Annotated in this window: 8 protein-coding genes and 3 pseudogenes; 5 read left to right on the plus strand and 6 right to left on the minus strand. The window is 67.9% G+C overall.

Features of this window, described 5'->3' with window-relative positions:
- Nucleotides 1–3 precede the first annotated feature (3 nt).
- Nucleotides 4–678 (minus strand): HAD family hydrolase, encoded by a 675-nt coding sequence (locus tag ACZYRS_RS25510; RefSeq protein ID WP_463421459.1) that lies wholly within the window; start codon nt 676–678, stop codon nt 4–6.
- Nucleotides 671–1,768, minus strand: coding sequence for an RluA family pseudouridine synthase (locus tag ACZYRS_RS25515; RefSeq protein WP_463421460.1), 1,098 nt, complete (start codon nt 1,766–1,768; stop codon nt 671–673). The genes ACZYRS_RS25510 and ACZYRS_RS25515 overlap by 8 nt, the downstream gene beginning before the upstream one ends.
- 547 nt (nt 1,769–2,315) lie before the next feature.
- On the opposite strand from ACZYRS_RS25515, the gene ACZYRS_RS25520 reads away from it, so the two are divergent.
- Nucleotides 2,316–5,594, plus strand: a complete 3,279-nt coding sequence (locus ACZYRS_RS25520) for an Rne/Rng family ribonuclease (RefSeq protein WP_463421461.1) — start codon at nt 2,316–2,318, stop codon at nt 5,592–5,594.
- A gap of 289 nt (nt 5,595–5,883) precedes the next feature.
- On the opposite strand, the gene ACZYRS_RS25525 is transcribed toward ACZYRS_RS25520, so the two are convergent.
- The 4 genes from ACZYRS_RS25525 to hemC are packed head-to-tail and all read right to left on the minus strand — an operon-like array spanning nt 5,884 to nt 9,997.
- Nucleotides 5,884–7,167: a heme biosynthesis protein HemY gene (locus ACZYRS_RS25525; RefSeq protein WP_198785700.1), complete on the minus strand. Its 1,284-nt coding sequence runs from the start codon at nt 7,165–7,167 to the stop codon at nt 5,884–5,886.
- A 7-nt stretch (nt 7,168–7,174) separates the two neighbouring features.
- On the minus strand, nt 7,175–8,275 hold the full coding sequence (locus ACZYRS_RS25530) for a uroporphyrinogen-III C-methyltransferase (protein ID WP_463421462.1): 1,101 nt from the start codon (nt 8,273–8,275) through the stop codon (nt 7,175–7,177).
- Nucleotides 8,272–9,054 carry a uroporphyrinogen-III synthase gene (locus tag ACZYRS_RS25535; protein ID WP_463421463.1) on the minus strand — a complete coding sequence of 261 codons (783 nt, stop codon included), beginning with the start codon at nt 9,052–9,054 and terminating at the stop codon, nt 8,272–8,274. Before ACZYRS_RS25535 ends, ACZYRS_RS25530 begins: the two co-directional genes overlap by 4 nt.
- Before the next feature lie 16 nt (nt 9,055–9,070).
- On the minus strand, nt 9,071–9,997 hold the full coding sequence (gene hemC, locus ACZYRS_RS25540) for a hydroxymethylbilane synthase (RefSeq protein ID WP_463421464.1): 927 nt from the start codon (nt 9,995–9,997) through the stop codon (nt 9,071–9,073).
- 83 nt (nt 9,998–10,080) lie between these two features.
- Here hemC and ppc point away from each other — a divergent pair, with 83 nt between their 5' ends.
- From ppc to ACZYRS_RS25560, 4 genes and pseudogenes are all read left to right on the plus strand, one after another.
- The gene (ppc, locus tag ACZYRS_RS25545; protein ID WP_463421465.1) at nt 10,081–12,924 is read left to right on the plus strand and encodes a phosphoenolpyruvate carboxylase; all 2,844 of its coding nucleotides are present in this window, start codon (nt 10,081–10,083) and stop codon (nt 12,922–12,924) included.
- A 793-nt stretch (nt 12,925–13,717) separates the two neighbouring features.
- Nucleotides 13,718–14,905, plus strand: a pseudogene (locus ACZYRS_RS25550) (ESPR-type extended signal peptide-containing protein); the annotation flags it as partial.
- 54 nt (nt 14,906–14,959) lie between these two features.
- A pseudogene (locus tag ACZYRS_RS25555) lies at nt 14,960–19,582 on the plus strand (beta strand repeat-containing protein); the annotation flags it as partial.
- Nucleotides 19,583–19,621: 39 nt separating this feature from the next.
- Nucleotides 19,622–20,491, plus strand: a pseudogene (locus ACZYRS_RS25560) (YadA-like family protein); the annotation flags it as partial.
- Nucleotides 20,492–20,621 lie beyond the last annotated feature (130 nt).

The raw sequence follows: 20,621 nt of genomic DNA on the forward strand, positions 1-20,621 counted from the left end.
TTCTCAGGCGTTGTCCAGGAGCCACGCCTCGAGCGCGGGCACCGTGTGGGCGACGAACAGCGGCTTGAATTCGTCGAAGCTCGCCGGCTCATGCGCGCCGTAGCTCACGCCCACGCTGGCGCAGCCGGCGTTCGTCGCCAGCTGCAGGTCGTGCGTGGTGTCGCCGATCATCAGCGTGCGCTCGGCGGGCACGTCGAGCTCCTCCATCAGCTCCAGCAGCATGCGCGGATGCGGCTTGCCGAAGGTTTCGTCGGCGGTGCGCGAAGCGTCGAAACGGTCGCGCAGCGCAACGGACTTCAGCGCCTCGTTCAACCCGCGGCGCGACTTGCCGGTGGCCACGGCCAGCTTGTGGCCGCGCGCGCGCAGGGCGTCGAGCATCTGCAGCACGCCGTCGAAGAGCACCAGATCGTCCTGGTGCTGCAGGTAGTGATAGCGGTAGCGCGCGCCGAGCTCGGCGTATTTTTCCTTGGGCACATCGGGCGCCGCGCGCGCGAGCGCTTCGGCCAGCCCGAGGCCGATCACCCAGGCGGCGTCGTTCTCGGTGGGCTTGGCGCCGCCCACATCGATGACCGCGGCCTGGATGCAGCGCACGATCAGGCGCGTGGAGTCGTAGAGCGTGCCGTCCCAGTCGAAGGCGATCAGGTCGAAGCGGGGAGGTCGTGCGGAGGAATCAGTCATGGGCCGTGGGAGTGGGGTGTTGGGCCAGCGCCTGGAGCGCGGAGGGCGGCATCAGCGCGTGCAACTCGGGCGGCAGGTCGGCCTGCAGCGCGATGCGCTCGCCGCCCGCCGGGTGGTTGAACTGCAATCGCCACGCGTGAAGAAACATGCGCTTCAAGCCGAGTTTCTGCAACGCGCGCTGGCGCTCGAAGTCGCCGTATTTGTCGTCGCCCGCGATCGCATGGCCGGCCGACGCCAGGTGCACGCGGATCTGGTGGGTGCGCCCGGTCTTGATCGTCACCGCCAGCAGTGACAGCGGCGTGGCGTCGCCGGGCAGCGTGAGGCGCGCGAGCACGCGAACGAGCGTGATGGCGCGCATCGCGTCCGGATGGTCCTTGGCGACCACGCGCACGCGGCGTTCGCCGGCACCGGCGCCGGAGCCATCGGGCAGCAAATACTTGGCGAGCGGCGCATCGAGCACCTTCTTGTTGGCGGGCCAGTCGCCTTCGACCAGCGCGAGATAGGTCTTGCCGGTTTCGCGCTCGCGGAACTGGTCCTGCAACGCCACGAGCGCGCTGCGCTTCTTGGCGACCAGCAGGATGCCGGAGGTTTCGCGGTCCAGGCGGTGGACCAATTCCAGGAATTTCGCGCCCGGCCGCGCCGTGCGCAGCTGCTCGATCACGCCGAAGCTCACGCCGCTGCCGCCATGCACCGCCACGCCGGCGGGTTTGTCGATGGCCAGCACGGCATCGTCTTCGAGCAGCACCGGGAATTCGCGGGCCGGCGCAGGAGGCGTGGCGCCCTCCTCCGCACGGGGCGAAATCCGCACCGGCGGGAGCCTGAGGACGTCGCCCACCTCGATGCGGGTCTCGGCCTGCACGCGCCCTTTATTGATGCGCACCTCGCCCGACCGGATGATCCGGTAGACGTGCGTCTTGGGCACGCCTTTCAGATGGCGGAAAAGAAAGTTGTCCAGGCGCTGCCCGGCCGACTCCGCGTCGACGGTGATGAATTTGATGGCGCCGTGCGCGGCCGCCTCGGCCCCGGCATTTCGATCTGCGGGATTTGGAGCGGTCTCGGGGCTTTGCTTCGCACCTATAATGTTTTTCACCAGCGCGGTCGTGTAAGTGCTTGATTAGACAGAAGTTTAGAGCACTGACGACCATGCTGTGAGGTCGATGCCGCTTTGGCGCCGAGCTGCAAACCCCGCGCAATTGCGCAAAGTGGCAGGCCCGGCACCCAAGTCAAGCCGACACCCACGAAACACCGATACGGAATACCCAGCCTGCAGCTTCCAAGCTGCCGGCGGATCGAAGCGAGTCCCTTGTTGTGTTGATGCTGCTGATTCAAATATGCCTTCGCTGGCCGACCTGGCTTCTGCCAGCGGCCTCCGGCATTGGATCTTCCGCAGCGCGCGCCCCCCTTGCGCAACCGGCTATCGAAAAGATCGCCACTCAACACCGAATCTGGCTCGCGCCCATCCACGCGCCCCCACCCCGGCTGTCTTCTTGAGCTGACGCTCGAGAGGCCTGTTCGCGCCTGGCGCGGCAGTCACAGCATCCGGGGCCAAGCGGCAATTCCCTGGTTTCGCGGGCGTCGTCCGTGCATCGTTGGCTCGTCATGAGCCGGTAGAACGATACATATAAGGACAACGCATCATGAAGCGGATGCTGATCAATGCCACGCAAGCCGAAGAACGGCGCCTGGCCATCGTCGACGGGCAAAAGCTCCTCGACTACGAAATCGAGATCGAAGGGCGCGAACAGCGCAAGGGCAACATCTACAAGGCGGTCGTGACCCGCGTCGAGCCCTCGCTCGAAGCCTGTTTCGTCGACTACGGCGAAGACCGCCACGGCTTCCTGCCGTTCAAGGAAATCTCCAAGCAGTATTTCGCCGAAGGCGTGTCGGCCAGCCAGGCCCGCATCCAGGACGCGATCCGCGAAGGCCAGGAACTCACCGTCCAGGTCGAAAAAGAAGAACGCGGCAACAAGGGCGCGGCCCTCACCACCTTCATCTCGCTGGCCGGCCGCTACGTCGTGCTGATGCCCAACAACCCCCGCGGCGGTGGCGTTTCGCGCCGCATCGAGGGCGACGACCGCGCCGAGCTCAAGGAGGCGATGGACCAGCTCGAGTACCCCAAGGGCATGAGCATCATCGCGCGCACCGCCGGCATCGGCCGCTCGGCGCCCGAGCTCCAGTGGGACCTGAACTACCTGCTCAAGCTGTGGAGCGCCATCGACGGCGCGGGCAAGGGCGGCAAGGGCGCCTTCCTGATCTACCAGGAATCGTCGCTCGTGATCCGCGCCATCCGTGATTACTTCAATCACGACATCGGCGACATCCTGATCGACACCGACGACATCTACGACCAGGCGCAGCAGTTCATGGCGCACGTCATGCCCGAGCATGCCGCCCGCGTGAAGCGCTACCGCGACGACGCGGCGCTGTTCAGCCGCTTCCAGATCGAGCATCAGATCGAATCGGCCTACGCCCGCACCGTGCAGTTGCCCTCGGGCGGCGCCATCGTGATCGACCACACCGAGGCGCTGGTCTCGGTCGACGTGAACTCGGCCCGCGCCATCAAGGGCGGCGACATCGAAGAGACCGCCACCCGCACCAACCTGGAAGCCGCCGACGAAGTGGCCCGCCAGATGCGCCTGCGCGACCTGGGCGGCCTGATCGTCATCGACTTCATCGACATGGACGAGTCCAAGAACCGCCGCGAAGTCGAAAGCCGCCTGCGCGATGCGCTGCGCCAGGACCGCGCCCGCGTGCAGTTCGGCTCGATCAGCAAGTTCGGCCTGATGGAAATGAGCCGCCAGCGCCTGAAGCCGGCCCTCTCCGAAGGTTCGTCGATCCCCTGCCCCCGTTGCGGCGGCTCGGGCCACATCCGCGACACCGAATCGAGCGCGCTGCAGATCCTGCGGATCATCCAGGAGGAGTGCCTCAAGGACAACACGGCCGCCGTGCACGTGCAGGTGCCGGTCGAGGTGGCATCGTTCCTCCTGAACGAAAAGCGCCCCGAAATCGCCAAGATCGAGCTCAAGCAGCGCGTGACCGTGCTGATGGTGCCCAACAAGACGCTCGAGACGCCGAACTACAAGCTCGAGCGCCTCAAGCACGACGATCCGCGCCTCGATCACATCGAAGCCAGCTACAAGATGGCCGACGAGATCGAGGACCCGACGGCCGTCACCCGCCGCTCGCAGGAGCCGACCAACAAGCAGACGCCGGTCATCAAGGGCGTGCTGCCCGACGCACCCGCGCCGGTCGTTCCGCCCAAGCCCGAAGCGGTGCGCGCGCCTGTCGCCGCACCCGCACCGGTCGCGCCACCCGTGGTGAGCGCGCCGGTTCCGGCACAGAGCGGTTTCTTCGGCTGGATCAAGAGCCTGTTCGGCGGCGCGCCGGCAGAAGCGAAGGCGCCCGCGCCGGCCGCGATTCCGGTCGAGCCACCGAAGCCCCGCCGCGATGGCCGTCCGGGCCGCGATGGCGAAGCCCGCGGCGGCGCACGTGACGGCGAACAGCGCCGTGGCGGACGCGGCGGCGAAGGCCGCAGCGAAGGCGGCGAACGCCGCGGTGGCCGTGACGGCGAACGCCGTGGCGGCCGCGGTGGCGAGCGCCGTGAAGGTGGCGGTGAACGTCGCGAAGGCGGCGGCGAACGCCGCGACGGCCGCAGCAGCGAACTGCGCAACGACGCAGCCGCAGGCCAGCCGCGCGAACAACGCGAGCCGCGCGAACAGCGTGAGCCCCGCGAGGCACGCGCCCCGCGCGACGGCGAACAACGCCGTGGCGGCCGCGGCGAGCGCCGCGAAGGCGAAGGCCGCAATGCACCGGCCGAGGCACTGGTCGACGGCAACGTCAACCTCGAAGCCCAGCAACAGGCGCCCGGCGCCGACGAAGGCAACACGGAACGCGCACCGCGCGCCCGCGGCGAGCGTCGTGAACGCGGCGAGCGCAGTGACCGTGGCGAACGCGGCGAACGCAGCAACGACCGCGGCGGCGAACGCAACGGCGACGCCCAACCGCGCGGCGAAGCCGTCGCCGGTGAAGGTGCCCCGCAAGGCGAACGCCAGCCCCGCAACGGCCGTGACGAACAACGCGCCCCGCGCGGTGATCGTGGCGGCGAACGCGGCGAGCGCACCGACGGCCGCCGCGAGCGCCGCAGCGACGCACCGGCCGCCGAAGGCGAAGCGCGCGTGGCCGAAGTGGCATCCGCCGATGGCGAACAAGGCAGCGACAACGCCGGCAACGACCAAGCCCCGCGCCGTGAAGGCCGCGAAGGCGAAGAGCGCCGCGGCCGTTCGCGTGACCGCTACGGCCGCGACCGCCGCGAACGCGGCCCGCGCGACGAGAACGAAGCCAACGCAGCCGATGCACCGGCCGCCGAAGGCGCCGTCGCAGCCGCCATGGAAGCCACCGGCGAGTCGTACGAAGCGCCGGTCGCCCGCCAGCAGCCGCTGCCGCTGGCGACGGAAGCCGTCGCTGACCGCCAGGTGAGCGAAGTCGCCGCAGCCCCCGAAGCGCGCGAACCCGCACCGCAGCAGCAACCGCGCTTCGAGCGCCCTGCGCCCGCACCAGTCGCAGCGCCCATCGTGGTCGAGAGCCCCAAGGCAGCACCCGCAGCACCCGCAGCGCCCGCCGGCAACGGCCGCGCACTGCCCAAGGTGCAGGCCTTCGAACTGCCGCTGAACGAACTCGCGCAGATCGCCGAGAGCTCGGGCCTGCAATGGGTCAACTCGGACGCCGACCGCATCGCGCAAGCACGCGCCGCCATCGCCGCCGAGCCGAAGCCGGTGCACGTGCCGCGCGAACGCCCGCCGGCGATCGTGCTGGACGAAGGTCCGCTGGTGCTGGTCGAAACCCGCCGCGACCTGGGCTCGATGTCGCTGCCGTTCGAGAAGACGGCCACCGACGCGCAAGCGCCCGGCACGCACTGAGCACGACGCTCGCACATGAAAACGGCGCCTCTGGCGCCGTTTTTATGCCGCGACGTCCACTGGCAACCCCGGCAATTTCGCGTCCCTCGCGAAGGGCTTTCCGGCGCTGGCGCAGCTCGATCCGTCCGGCGCGATCGTCCATGCGGCGCTGGTGCGCGGCTTCGGGCGGGTGATGCTCTATGGCGGCAGCATCGGCATCTGGGTGCTGGCGGCGATCAGCTTCGTGATCTTCGGCAGCCGTCGGCCGTGGGTGCGTCAGACTTCGGGCGCTTGCCCCTGAAAGGCTGGATCAGGTGCTGGGTGCCTGCGCCGCGCGCTTCCAGGCGGCGGCGGCCTGCTCGGCATCCTCGCGCGCTTCGGCCAGTTCGGCCAATGCGAGCCAGGCGCGGCGATAGAGCTCGCCGTCCTGCAATGCGAGCCCGGCCTGCGTGAGCAGTTGCTGGGCCTTGCCCCAGAGCTGGCGCTTCATGCAGGCCATGCCGGCGAGGTACTGCAGGTTGGGGTCTCGCGGGTTGTTGCGCTGCGCGCTTTCGATGCGGGCGAGCCAGTCGGCGTCCACCGAATCGAGCCCTGCCTCGAGCGCGCGCGCCAGCTTCACGCGCAATGCATCGCCGAGGCCCCGCGGGTTCGCCACCATGCGCTCCCATGCGGGGAGCAGCCAGCCGCGCGCGAGCGCCAGGTCGCCGTGCAGCACCACCATGCGTTGAGCGCCGTGGATCGCCACCTCGGGCATCTCGCGCTCGTTCGCATCGAGTTCGGACCAGGCGCGCAGCAGCTGCGCCGGATCGTGCGCGCCCGACAGCAGTTCGGTCGCCAGGCCGCGCACGATGCTTTGCGCTGCCGCGTCCGAGAACGCGCGGTGCTTGGCCAGCAGGCGGGCGGTTTCCAGGGCTTCGAGCGTGCGCCGGTCCTGGCGCGCCGCCTTCAGGCGAAGGCGCAGGGCCAGCGTGCGCCGCTGCGCGCCCTGCGGAAGTTCTTCGAGGCGGGCGAGCGCGGCGGCCGCATCGCGGTCTTCGAGTGCCCAGCGCGCGGCGCGCAATTGCACGCCTTCGCGCGTCTCGGGGCTCGCGAGCAGCGTGCGGTCGGCGCTCTCGTTCAAGGCCTGCTGCAGATGGGCATCGCGGGCCGGCTTGTCCTGCAGCGCCTGCGCGCTCTCGGCCGCCAGCAGGTGCGAGAGCACGCGCACCTGCTGTGCCTGCGGCAGGTTCGCATCGAGCGCGGCCAATGTCTTTTCCTGCACCAGCGCAGCCTGCGCGGCCTTGCGAGCGCGCGAGAAGCGGCCGGCGATCAGCTGCACCATCGCATCGAGCAGCGCGGCATGCAGCGTGCGCTCCTTCTGCTGGAGGCGCCAGTGGCGCGCCTGCGTCGGCAGCGAGAACAATGCGGCCAGCGCGCGCAGCGCGACGTGCAGCAGCACGAAGGTCGCCAGCAGGATCACGAGCACGAGGTTCAGCGACAGGTCGACGCGCCACGGCGGCCAGAACACGGTGATCGTGCCCTGGTTGTTGCCCGCGAAAAGAGCGACTGCCGCAGCCACGGCGAACAGCGCGAGAAGCCAGATTGCAGCGCGCATGACCGGGTTATCGCCCTGCGGCCGCGGTGGCCAGGGCCGCGAGCGTGTCGTCCACGCGTGCCGGCTCGGTGGTCTTCACCTGCGCCTGGAGTTGTTGCAACAGCGTGGCGGCAGCCTGCGTGCGGCGCGATGCGGGGTCGAAATAACGGTTGAGCGATGCGGTCACCTGGGCCAGTTCGGCGCGCGTGGCATCGACCTGGCGCGACAGCAGCGACAGGCGCGCGTTGAGCAGCTTGAGCTTCAGGTTCTCGCGCAGGAAATACGTCTGCTCGGGCGCCAGCAGGATCGCTTCGGGGCTCTGGATGCGACCGACGCGCACCAGCGATCGTGCTTCGCCGCGCACCGTGAGCAGCGCACGGCGCCACCACGGCGCATCGGCCGGAATCGGTTCGGGCTGCCAGGCGTTGACGCCGGTGCCGCGCACCGCCACCGCATTGAGCGTGGGCAGGTCGTCGACGTTGCGCATCAGCTCGTCGAGCTTCTGCAGCGCCTCGGCGCTGTCGACGCTGGAGTTGCTGCGCAGGCGGTCGGCATCGCGCTGCATGGCGCGTTGCAGCGGCGCGAGGCGCGGCTGCGCGGCGCGCGAGATGCGCAGGTCGCCGGCCTTCAGCGCGGCGAGCAGCGGCTCGACGTTGCCGGTCACCTGCGCCTGCTGCAGCGCCAGGCGCACGGCCGACTCGATGTCGACCACGAGGTTCTCGTCGCGCGAACGCGAGAGGCTCTGCATCAGCTCTTCGAGCTGCGAGCGCTGCAGCGCGACTTCGGCCACGCGGGTTTCGATGAGGGCCACGCGGGCCGCGGCATCGCGCACCGTGTCGCTCGCCTGGCGCGCCAGCGTGCGCGCTTCCATCGACTGCGTGGTGGCCTCGGCGCTCTGGCGTGCGAGTTGCTCCTTCATGCCGCCGACCTTCTGCCACAGCGCGATGGTCGTCACCAGCGCGGCCAGCGCCACGAGGGCGACGAGGCCGAAGCCGATGCGGGACAGCAGGGTGGCCGCGGCGGCCATGGCGGCGGGCGTCTGGTGCGGCGCCAGCGTGGCGGGCACCGGCGCCGTCGCGGCAGCGGGAGAAGAAGGAGAAATGTCGTCTGACGGGGACGCGGCGCTCATGCCAACGATTCTATCGACGCGATCAACGCATCCCGCAGGGGTGTGCAGACACGCAACGCACCAAAACCCGCGGCCCGCGCGGCTTCGCCGATGCGCGCGTGCGTGGCGACCGCGCTCGCGGCGCGCCAGTGGGTGCCCGGCATCGCGCGCTGCAGATTCGCGATCGCCTCGGAGCTGCTGAAGAGCCAGATCGCGCGGCCCTGCGCGCCATCGATGGCGAGTCGATGTTGTCTGACGTCGAACAACGGTGGCAGTCGCCGATACGCCACCACGGTGTCGCGATGCCCGCTCGCCGCATCGATCTCCTTGGCGAGCCAGTCGCGCCCGGCGGGCTGCCCCGCCTCATCGCCGCCGCGCACGATGAGCACGCGCACGCCAGTCGAGACTTGGGATTGCACGCGCTCCCACAGCGCTTCGGAATCGAAACGCGTGGCCTCGGGCGGCGGGGCGTCGATGGCGTCGGGCGGCACGCCAGCGCGCAGCAAGGCGCGCGTGGTGCCGGGGCCCGTGGCCCAGAAGCGGCGACCGGCCAGGGCTTGGTCGGTCGAGTCCGCGTCGCGGTGCTGGAAGAAATGCTCGACCGCCGTCGCGCTCACGAACATCAGCGCCGCGTAATCCTCGATCCGCCGCCAGGCCGCGCGCAGCGGCTCGGCATCGTGGACCGGCTCGATGACGATCAGCGGCAGCGCCACCGCATCGAGGCCGGCGGCACGCAGGTCATCGACCCACTGCACAGCCTCGCGCGCGGGCCGCGTGACGATGACGGGCCGCGCAGTCATCCGACGACCACGGGTTTCAGTGAGCGCCGGCGTCGCGCAGCAACGCAGCGGCATGTTCGCCAAGGGCTTCGGCGCGCGCGAAGTCGCCGGCGTCGGCCTGCACATGAACGCGAACGAGCGGCGCGTTGCCTTCGGGATCGCCCCAGGCGGCGTCGATGCGCAAGCTGCCATCGGCTTGCCAGCGCGCGTGCGCGGCGAGCGGCATCGAGCAGCTGCCACCCATCGCGCGGCTCACTGCGCGCTCGGCGGCGGTCGAAAGCCAGTCGCCCCGGTGCGCGAGCGGCGCGAGCAGTTCGATGAGGTCCGCGCGATCGGCGCGCACCTCGATGCCCAGTGCGCCCTGCCCCGCGGCCGGCAGCATGTCGTCGGGTTCGAAGGCAACGCGGATGCGGTCTCCGAGGCCCAGGCGCTTCAGGCCCGCGGCCGCCAGGATGATCGCGTCGTACTGCCCTTCGTCGAGTTTGCGCAGGCGCGTATCCAGGTTGCCGCGCAGCGGCTCGATGCGCACGTCGGGCCGCTTCGCCTTGAGCAGCACCACGCGGCGCAGGCTCGAGGTGCCGACCACCGCGCCGTGCGGCAGTTCGTCGAGCGAGGCGTAGTTCGGAGAGACCAGTGCATCGCGCGGATCTTCGCGCTCCAGCACGCAGGCCAGGACGAAGCCTTCGGGCAGGTCCATCGGCACATCTTTCAGCGAATGCACCGCGATGTCGGCGCGCCCGTCTTCGATCGCCGTTTCGAGTTCTTTCACGAAGAGGCCCTTGCCGCCGACCTTGCTCAGGCTCTTGTCCAGGATCTGGTCGCCCCGGGTCGTCATGCCCAGAAGGCTCACCGTGTGGCCCCGTTCTTGCAAAAGCGCTTGCACGTGTTCGGCCTGCCAAAGGGCCAACCGGCTTTCGCGCGTTGCGATCACGATATTGCTCAAGACCGCTCCCAAAAAGTACATGTTTCCAGACGCCGGAATGCTAGCATGTTGCGCCGCAGCAACGCAGGCGGCGCGTCCATTCAAGTCCCCAGGAACAACATCGAATGAAAGCCAGCAAGACCCCTGCCCTCCCCAAGCGCCGCCAGGCCGAAGACCAGCCATTGATCGACGACATCCGGCTGTTGGGCCGGATCCTGGGCGATGTGATCCGGGAGCAGGAAGGAGACGAGACCTATGCGTTGGTGGAGAAGATCCGCACCCTGTCGGTGGCCTTTCGCCGCGATGCCGACCAGGCCGCGGACCGCGCGCTCAAGAACCTGCTCAAGGGCCTGAGCGCCGCCGAGACAGTGCGCGTGATCCGCGCCTTCACCTACTTCAGCCACCTGGCCAACCTCGCGGAAGACCGCCACCAGATCCGCCGCCGCACCGAGGGCGATCGCGAAGGCGTGCTGGCCGACGGCGACCTGCAGACCGCGCTCGCGCGCATCCGCAAGGCCGGCGTGAAGCCCGACGAAATCGTCGCCTCGCTGGCCCACAGCTACGTCTCGCCCGTGCTCACCGCGCACCCGACGGAAGTGCAGCGCAAGAGCATCCTGGACGCCGAGCGCGCCATCGCCCTCTTGCTCACCACGCGCGACGAAATCAAGCTGCGCCAGAGCGCCTACGCGGGCGGCAAGGATGCGCTCTCGCCCATCGAGCTGGCGGACAACGAAACGCAGATGCGCACGCGCGTCACGCAGATCTGGCAGACGCGGCTCCTGCGCTTCTCCAAGCTCACCGTGGCCGACGAGATCGAGAACGCGCTGAGCTACTACGAAGCCACGTTCCTGCGCGAGATTCCGCGCGTCTACGCCGACCTCGAGAAGGCGCTCGCGCAGGGCGGCCACACGCCCTCGGTCGCGCCCTTCTTGCGCATGGGCCAGTGGATCGGCGGCGACCGCGACGGCAACCCCAACGTCACCGCCGAGACGCTCGAATACGCGCTCGGCCGGCAGGCCGAGCTGGCGCTGCGCTACTACCTCACCGAGGTGCATTACCTGGGCGGCGAGCTCTCGCTCTCGGCCACGCTGGTCGATGTGTCGGTGGAGATGCAGGCGCTCGCCGAGCGCTCGCCCGACACCAGCGAGCACCGCAAGGACGAGCCCTACCGCCGCGCGCTCACCGGCGTGTACGCGCGCCTGGCGGCCACGCTGCGCGAGCTCACCGGCGGCGAGGCCGCGCGCCATGCGGTCGCGCCGCAGAACCCGTACCACAGCGCCGAAGAGTTCCTCGCGGACTTGCGCACGGTGGAAGAGTCGCTCGGCGAAAAGCACGGCAGCGTGCTCGCCGCGCCGCGCCTGCGGCCGCTGATCCGCGCGGTGGAGGTGTTCGGCTTTCACCTGGCCACGGTCGACCTGCGCCAGAGCTCGGACAAGCACGAGGCGGTGATCGCCGAGCTGCTCGCGACCGCGCGCATCGAGCCGTCTTACGCGTCGCTGGCTGAAGAAGCCAAGCAGACGCTGCTGCTCAAGCTCCTGGACGACGCGCGTCCGCTGCGCGTGCCCGACGCCGACTACTCGCCGCTCACCAAAAGCGAGCTGGCCATCTTCGCCGCCGCCCGCACCGCGCGGGCGCGCTACGGCGCCGCGGCCATTCGCCACTACATCATCAGCCACACCGAAACGGTGAGCGACCTGCTCGAAGCGCTGCTGCTGCAAAAGGAAGTGGGCCTGCTGCGCGGCGCGATGGCCACCAACGCGGTGTGCGACCTGATCGTGGTGCCGCTGTTCGAAACCATCGAGGACCTGCGCAACGCCGCGCCGATCGTGCGCGCGTTTTATGCGCTGCCGAATATCCAGTCCCTCATCGAGCGCTCGGGCGGCGAGCAGGACGTGATGCTCGGCTACAGCGACAGCAACAAGGACGGCGGCATCTTCACCAGCAACTGGGAGCTGTACCGCGCGGGCATCGCGCTGGTGTCGCTCTTCGACGAACTCAACAAGAAAAAGGCCAACCCGATTCGCCTTCGCATGTTCCACGGCCGCGGCGGCACGGTGGGGCGCGGCGGCGGCCCGAGCTACCAGGCGATCCTCGCGCAGCCGCCGGGCACGGTGCGCGGGCAGATCCGCCTCACCGAGCAGGGCGAAGTGATCGGCTCGAAGTACGCCAACCGCGAGATCGGCCGGCGCAACCTGGAGACGCTGGTGGCCGCCACGCTGGAGGCCACGCTGCTGCCGCAGGGCAAGTCGGCGCCCGCCACCTTTCTCTCGGCCGCGGGCGAACTCTCCAGCGCCAGCATGGCCGCGTACCGCAAGCTGGTGTACGAGACGCCGGGCTTCGGCGACTACTTCTTCGGCTCCACGCCGATCCGCGAGATCGCCGAGCTCAACATCGGCTCGCGCCCCGCCTCGCGCAACCCGAGCCACAAGATCGACGACCTGCGCGCGGTGCCCTGGAGCTTCAGCTGGGGCCAGTGCCGGCTCACGATTCCGGGCTGGTTCGGCTTCGGCGCGGGCGTGGAGCAGTTCCTCGCCTCGGCCGGCAACGCCGCGGGCAAGAAGGAGCGCGTGGCGCTGCTGCAGCGCATGTACGCGCAGTGGCCGTTCTTTCGCACGCTGCTCTCGAACATGGACATGGTGCTCGCCAAGAGCGACCTCGCGCTGGCCTCGCGCTACGCCGAGCTGGTAACCGACCGCAAGCTGCGCCAGAAGGTGTTCTCGATGATCGATGCCGAATGGCACCGCACCTCGGACGCGCTCACGCTCATCACGGGCGCCAAGCAGCGGCTGGAGGGCAATGCGGAAATGCAGCGCTCGGTGCGGCATCGCTTTCCGTACATCGATCCGCTGCACCACCTGCAGGTGGAACTGATGCGGCGCTACCGCGCGGGCGACGGCGGCGAGCGGCTGCAGCGGGGGATTCACATCTCGATCAACGGGGTGGCTGCGGGCCTGCGCAACACGGGTTGAGGGGCGGGGCCGCGGCGAAGCGTCGCGGCCTCTGCGTCAACCCAATTTCCTTTCTCTTTTTTCGCGCCCCGCGTAATTCGCGGGGCGTGCGCTTTTGTGCGCCGGCCTTTCTGATCGGGGCACGCACGACTGGTGCAGATTTATCAATCCGAGATTTCCCGCCAAATGGCAAAAAAGTAAATTCGGATGATTTGAATAGCTCGTCTGGCGATTCAATGTGAATTGAATATTTAATCGAACGTTGGCAATCATTTCCAACAAGATAAAAACTGCCCGGCCCAATACTTCATCGCATGAAGAATTATTGAAAGTCAGATTTTCTTCTGGTGCTGGGGCAGAAATTTTCGGTTGATTTTTTAAATCTTTCGCGTACCTTTGCGCCGCCCAGAGGCATGCGGCGCGCCGCCCCGGGACCCGCTTCACGGGGCGCACTCGACGATTTCACGTCGCCCCGCGCGTAAATGCAAGCGCGCATTTATTGGCACGATGTAAATCTCAGTTGCCGAAATTGTTGGCGGCATCTTTTTTCGATGGAATTAATTCCATCGAGGGCTTTCGAACCGCCGAACGTGCAATTGTTTGCGGTTGCGGCCGCTGTCTGCCCCAGACCGTCTCATACCTGACTTTTCAGGCCATTTAGCGCTCGCTCGCTGCCTGAAGCCCCCCTAAAGTCCGCCCCGGTCTGCAATGGCAATTCGCCTGCAGCCTATCCGGCGCCAGGGGAACGAATTCCGAATTGGCGCAATTCTTTTGCCCCTTCGGGGCAATTCGTTCGCATCCACGGGGCAAGCAAGTGAACAAGTCGCACAAGAGCATCTGGAGTGAAGCGCTGGGCGCATGGGTGGCGGTGTCCGAAACCACCTCGGCGCGAGGCAAGCGGAGCAAGAGCGCAAGGGTGGCCGCGCTTGCCGTGCTGGGCATATTGACCGCCGCCGCCAACCGGGACGAGGCGCATGCCCAGGCATACGGAACCGATGCCAGCGCGACCGGGAACAGCGCGGTGGCCATTGGCTTCAAGAGCAATGCGAGTGGAGACCGTTCGCTTGCCGCAGGTTCGGGAGCTGAGGCCAACAGCCAATTTGCCACGGCAGTTGGCCGGACGTCGAATGCGTCGGCAGAAAATGCCGTGGCACTCGGCCAGAGCGCGAATAGCCTGGCGGCCAACGCTACCGCCATCGGCACGCTATCGAGCGCCAGCGGTAAAAGAAGCATCGCTGTTGGCACAGAGAGCAGCGCCCGCGGAGAAGATGCAACCGCTTTGGGCAGCCAAGCCGACGCGTCCGCGGACAACGCCGTCGCCGTTGGCTACCAGAGCAAGGGCCTCGCCAAGAACGTATTGGCGATAGGTACCCGCGCGATGGGCAATGCGGCCAACGCCATTGCCTTCGGCACGGATTCGATTGCCACTGGAATAACCAGCATCGCTGTTGGCAACCTCAGCAGAGCAAGCGCTCTCAGCGCGATGGCCATCGGTTCCCTTGCGAACGCCGGCGCCGACACGGCAATCGCCCTCGGTCCCAACGCCAATGCCAAGGGAACAAGTTCACTGGCCATTGGAACCGCGGCCAATGCCGAAACCGACGGCGCGACGGCCATCGGTTCGGGTGCAAAGGCCAACGCCATCGGTGCCATGGCGGTCGGCGGCGATGCCAGGGCCACCGGCGACGCTGCACTGGCGATGGGTTTGGGCGCCATTGCCAGTGAAAAAAGTTCAACGGCCATCGGGCCGAAGGCCATGGCCAACGCAGCGAACGCCGTGGCAATCGGCGCGGCGTCGACCGCGACGGGGACCAGTGCCGTGGCAATCGGGGGAGGAGGAGACCCTGGGGCAGGCGCCGCAGCTGCCGCAGCCGATTCCATCGCCATCGGGCGCTTGTCGAAGGTCGCGGCGAGCGCTGGCGGAAGCATCGCCATAGGCAACAACGCCAACGTGACCGGCGGTGTGAACGCGGCAGCGATCGGCACCGGGGCCAAGGCGAACGGTAACGGCGCGCTGGCGTTCGGCAACGGCGCCAGTGCCCTCTTCGAAGGGGACATGGCCTTCGGTCGCAACGCTCTGGCCCAAAGCAGATTGGATGAAGGCCAGTTGCGGCCAGCGACAGCGTTTGGTTTCGCGGCCACTGCCAACAGCGTCGGCTCTGCCGCGTTCGGAGCCATGGCGGAAGCCAGTGGCTACCGTGCCACCGCATTGGGTTTCGCGGCGCAGGCAACCGGCAGGCAGGGTGTTGCTGTGGGCACAAATTCGACAGCGAACGGAGGCGACAGCACCGCAGTGGGCGGCTTCGCAAATGCCTCTGCCGACTGGACGACGGCGCTGGGTAACTCAGCGCATGCGCGCGGGTCCGGCGCGACGGCCGTTGGCGGCAATGTCCACGACGGTGCGAGCGCAGGCGCAGCCGATTCGATCGCCATCGGCGGGCAATCCGAAGTCACCGCCGCAGCCACTGCCGGCATTGCCATCGGTCTTGACGCCTTCTCGAGCAATGCGCGCAGCGTGGCGTTGGGCGATGGTGCTTCGACGGCTTCGGCTAAACCGGTAGCCGCCGCCACCGTTGGCGGCGTGACCTATGGCAACTTCGCCGGCACCTCACCCGTCGGCGTCGTCAGCATCGGCGATACGGACGCCGAGCGCCAGCTCACCAACGTGGCCGCCGGCCGCATCACGGCCACATCGACCGATGCGATCAACGGCAGCCAGCTCTACGCGGGCCTGAGCACCACCAGCAGCAGCGTGAGGAGCCTTTCGAGCTCCACCTCCTCGGGGCTGAGCACGGCGAGCAGCGGCCTGTCGAGCCTGTCGACGGGCTTGAGTTCGACGAACAGCAGTGTCGTCAGCCTCTCGGCCTCCACGTCGTCCGGCCTGAGCACGGCGACCGGCGGCATCTCCAGCTTGTCCACGGGCCTGAGCACGACGAGCAGCAGCGTCGTCAGCTTGTCGACCTCGGCATCGACGGGCCTGAGCACCGCAGCCAGCGGCATCTCCAGTCTTTCCACCGGCTTGAGCACGTCGACCAGTGGCATCTCCAGCCTGTCCTCGGGCCTGAGTGCCACGAACAGCAACCTGAGCAGCCTGTCGAACTCGACCTCCACCGGCCTCAGCACCGCGACGAGCGGCGTCCGGAGTCTTTCGACCGGCCTGAGCACGACCGGCAGCGCGGTGGCCAGCCTCTCGGGCTCCACCTCGACGGGCCTGAGCACGGCAACCAGCAGCATCGGCAGCCTGTCCACCGGGCTCTCGAACTCGGTGCAGTACGACGATGCGAGCCACACCAAAATCACCCTGGGCGGCGTGGGCGCGACGTCACCGGTGATCCTCACGAACGTGGCCGCGGGCGTGAACCCGACGGATGCGGTGAACTTCGGGCAGTTGACCTCGCTGTCGACCTCCGTCTCGAGCGATGTTTCCAGCCTGTCCACAGGCTTGAGTTCGACCGGCAGCAGCCTTGGCAGCTTGTCGGCCTCGACGTCCTCGGGACTGAGCACGGCGACGAGCAGCATCGGCAGCCTGTCGACTTCCACGTCCTTCGGCCTGAGCATCGCGACGAGTGCCATCTCGAGCCTGTCCACGGGCTTGAGCACGACCGACAGCAGCGTGAGCAGCCTGTCGACTTCCACGTCCTCGGGTCTGAGCACCGCGACCAGCGCCATCTCGAGCCTTTCGACGGGTCTGAGCACCACGGACAGCAGCGTGAGCAGTTTGTCGACTTCGACCTCGACTGGCCTGAGCACGGCAACGAGCAGCATCGATAGCCTGTCGACGACCACGTCCTCGGGCCTGAGCACCGCGACCAGCAGCATCTCCAGCCTGTCCACAGGCCTGAGTTCCGCCAACAGCAGCATCGGCAGCCTGTCGACCTCGACATCGTCTGGCCTGAGCACCGCGACGAGCAGCATCGGCAGCTTGTCCACGGGCCTGAGCACCGCGGCCAGCGGCATCTCAAGCCTGTCCACGGGCCTGAGTACCACTGACAGCACCGTGAGCAGCCTATCGACCTCGACCTCGAGTGGCCTGAGCACGGCCACGAGCAGCATCGACAGCTTGTCGACTTCCACGTCCTCGGGACTGAGCACGGCGACCAGCGGCATCTCCAGCCTGTCCACGGGCTTGAGCACAACGAACAGCACCGTGAGCAGCCTGTCGACCTCGACCTCGACTGGCCTGAGCACCGCCACGAGCAGCATCGACAGCTTGTCGACTTCCACGTCCTCGGGTCTTAGCGCCGCGACCAGTGGCATCTCCAGCCTGTCCACGGGTCTGAGCACAACGAACAGCAGCGTCAGCAGTCTCTCGACTTCCACATCGAGCGGCCTGAGCACTGCAGCGAGCAGCATCGACAGCCTGTCGACGTCCACCTCCTCGGGTCTGAGCACCGCGACCAGTGGCATCTCCAGCCTGTCCACGGGCTTGAGCACAACGAACAGCAGCGTGGGCAGCTTGTCGACCTCGACGTCAAGTGGGCTGAGCACAGCGAACAGCAGCATCAGCAGCCTGTCGACTTCGGCCTCGTCGGGTCTGAGTACCGCCGCGAGCAGCATCGACAGCCTGTCGACCTCCACGTCCTCGGGTCTGAGCACCGCGACCAGCGGCATCTCCAGCTTGTCCACCGGCTTGAGCACGACCAACAGCAACGTCAGCAGTCTGTCGACTTCGACGTCCAGTGGACTGAGCACCGCCACGAGCAGCGTCAATAGCCTGTCGACCTCCACGTCGTCGGGCCTGAGCACCGCGACCAGCGGTATCTCCAGCCTGTCCACCGGCTTGAGCACAACGAACAGCAGCGTGGGCAGCTTGTCGACCTCGACGTCAAGTGGGCTGAGCACAGCGAACAGCAGCATCAGCAGCCTGTCGACTTCGGCCTCGTCGGGTCTGAGTACCGCCGCGAGCAGCATCGACAGCCTGTCGACCTCCACGTCCTCGGGTCTGAGCACCGCGACCAGTGGCATCTCCAGCCTGTCCACCGGCTTGAGCACGACCAACAGCAACGTCAGCAGTCTGTCAACTTCGACCTCCAGTGGACTGAGCACGGCCACGAGCAGCATCGACAGCCTGTCGACCTCCACGTCCTCGGGCCTGAGCACCGCGACCAGCGGCATCTCAAGCCTGTCCACAGGCTTGAGCACAACGAACAGCAGCGTGAGCAGCCTGTCGACCTCGACCTCGAGTGGCCTGAGCACGGCCACGAGCAGCATCGACAGCTTGTCGACCTCCACGTCCGCGGGTCTGAGCACGGCGACCAGTGGCATCTCCAGCCTGTCGACGGGCTTGAGCACAACGAACAGCAGCGTGAGCAGCTTGTCGACTTCGACCTCGTCGGGTCTGAGCACTGCGACCAGCGGCATCTCGAGCCTGTCAACCGGTCTGAGTTCGGCGAACAGCAGCGTGAGCAGCTTGTCGACTTCGACCTCGTCGGGTCTGAACACTGCGACCAGCGGCATCTCGAGCCTGTCAACCGGTCTGAGTTCGGCGAACAGCAGCGTGAGCAGCTTGTCGACCTCCACGTCCTCGGGTCTGAGCACTGCCACCAGCAGCATCGGCAGCCTGTCCACCGGCCTGAGCACCGCGAGCAGCGGCATCTCCAGCCTGTCCACAGGCTTGAGCACAACGAACAGCACCGTGAGCAGCCTGTCGACCTCGACCTCGAGTGGCCTGAGCACGGCCACGAGCAGCATCGACAGCTTGTCGACCTCCACGTCCGCAGGTCTGAGCACGGCGACCAGTGGCATCTCCAGCCTGTCCACGGGCTTGAGCACAACGAACAGCAGCGTGGGCAGCTTGTCGACGTCGACGTCAAGTGGGCTGAGCACAGCGAACAGCAGCATCGGCAGCCTGTCGACCTCCACGTCCTCGGCTCTGAGCACCGCGACCAGCGGCATCTCCAGCCTGTCCACTGGCCTGAGTTCCACCAACAGCAGCATTGGCAGCCTGTCTGCATCGACATCGTCGGGCCTGAGCACCGCGACCCTTGCCATATCGAGCCTGTCCACGGGCCTCAGCACCACGAACAGCGGCGTGGGCAGCCTGTCGGCCTCGACATCGTCCGGACTGAGCACGGCCACGAGCAGCATCGGCAGCCTCTCGACCGGCTTGAGCTCGACCGGCAGCAGCCTGACCAGCCTGTCGACCTCCACCTCCTCGGCGCTGAGCACCGCCACGAGCGGCATCGACAGCCTTTCGACTTCCACGTCGAGTGGCTTGAGCACCGCGGCCAGCAGCATCGGCAACCTGTCCGCGGGACTGAGCACCGTGGGCAGCAGCGTCGGCAGCCTCTCGACGGGCCTGAGCACCACCAGCAGCAATGTCAGCAGCCTCTCGACCTTGATGTCGGCCGGCCTCGGCACGGCGACGAGCGGCATCTCCAGCCTGTCCACCGGACTGAACACGACCAACAGCAACCTGGCCAGCCTGTCCACCGGCGTGAGTACGGCCGGCAGTGGGCTCGCGAGCCTGTCAAGTTCGACCTCCATGGGCCTGAGCACCGCCACCAGCCGCATCGGCAGCCTGAGCACGACGGTGGACACGATCAACGACAAGGGCACGAAGTACTTCCACGCCAGCTCGGCGGCGCCCGATGCCAAGGCGACCGGCCAGGACGCGGTGGCGATCGGCCCGCAGTCGGTGGCCAGCGGCGCCAATGCCTTCGCAGCCGGCAACGGCGCCAAGGCGACGGCAGACGGTGCTGTCGCCATCGGCTTGGGCGCCTGGGCGGCCGGGCCCAATGCAGTCGCGATCGGTACCGGCTCGATGGCCACGGGCTCGCAGGCCATCGGCGAGAACTCCCGCGCGGGCGGTGGCGGCGTGGCGCTTGGCGACAGGGCCGATGCGGGCGGCACGCCACTCAGCCAGGCGCAGAACGTTTCAAAGGGCACCGCGATCGGCTTCGGCGCCGTTGTGCAGCAAAGCGGCGGCGTCGCGCTGGGCGCGGGCTCTGTCGCCGGCACCGCGGCAGGCGTGGCCGGCTACATCCCCGGCAACGCGAGCGCGCAGCAGCAAGCAGCCATCAAGGCCACGACCAGCACGCAGGCCGCGGTGTCCGTGGGCGACGCGGCCCATGGCCAGTTCCGCCAGATCACCGGCGTGGCCGCGGGCTCCGCAGACAGCGATGCCACCAACATGGCGCAACTGCGCGCCGCGTCGAACGCAACCAAGGCCGGCGGCGTGCAGTACGCCACCAACGCCGACGGCTCGACCAACTACAGCGAAGTCGCGCTCGGCAACGGCCAGGCACCGGGCGGCACGCGCATCGGCAACGTCGCACCGGGCGTGCTGCCGACCGACGCGGTCAACGTGAGGCAGTTGGACCAGGTACAGCGCCAGGTGGGCGACGTGGCGCGCATCGCCTACTCGGGCTCGGCCATGGCGTTAGCGATGTCGGGCACCTACCTGCCGCCGCTGTACGCCGGCGAGAAGACTGTGGGCATCGGCTTCGGCAGCTACAGAGGCTATAGCGCGGTGGCCCTGACCTTCAAGACGCTGTCGGACGACGGCCGGATGTCGTGGGGCGCGGGGCTTTCCACCACCGGCAAGGAGTGGGGCGTCAACGCGGGCATCGGCTGGAAATGGAAATGAGCCGCGGGACACCCGAGCACGTGATGCCGAAAACAACGAACAGAAGGTGCGCCATCTGCCGTGCCCCGCATCAACGGCGCGAGGGTGCATCGCCTGCGCCTGTCCAGCCCGCTCGCACCGTAGCCGCTTG

Source organism: Variovorax sp. AC194 (assembly GCF_979257995.1).

Bases quoted from the DNA above. Each gene is read 5' to 3' on its own strand.
- ACZYRS_RS25510 (WP_463421459.1), bottom strand. From the start codon at position 678: ATGACTGATTCCTCCGCACGACCTCCCCGCTTCGACCTGATCGCCTTC.
- ACZYRS_RS25520 (WP_463421461.1), top strand. From the start codon at position 2,316: ATGAAGCGGATGCTGATCAATGCCACGCAAGCCGAAGAACGGCGCCTG.
- ACZYRS_RS25525 (WP_198785700.1), bottom strand. From the start codon at position 7,167: ATGCGCGCTGCAATCTGGCTTCTCGCGCTGTTCGCCGTGGCTGCGGCA.
- ACZYRS_RS25530 (WP_463421462.1), bottom strand. From the start codon at position 8,275: ATGAGCGCCGCGTCCCCGTCAGACGACATTTCTCCTTCTTCTCCCGCT.
- ACZYRS_RS25535 (WP_463421463.1), bottom strand. From the start codon at position 9,054: ATGACTGCGCGGCCCGTCATCGTCACGCGGCCCGCGCGCGAGGCTGTG.
- hemC (WP_463421464.1), bottom strand. From the start codon at position 9,997: ATGTACTTTTTGGGAGCGGTCTTGAGCAATATCGTGATCGCAACGCGC.
- ppc (WP_463421465.1), top strand. From the start codon at position 10,081: ATGAAAGCCAGCAAGACCCCTGCCCTCCCCAAGCGCCGCCAGGCCGAA.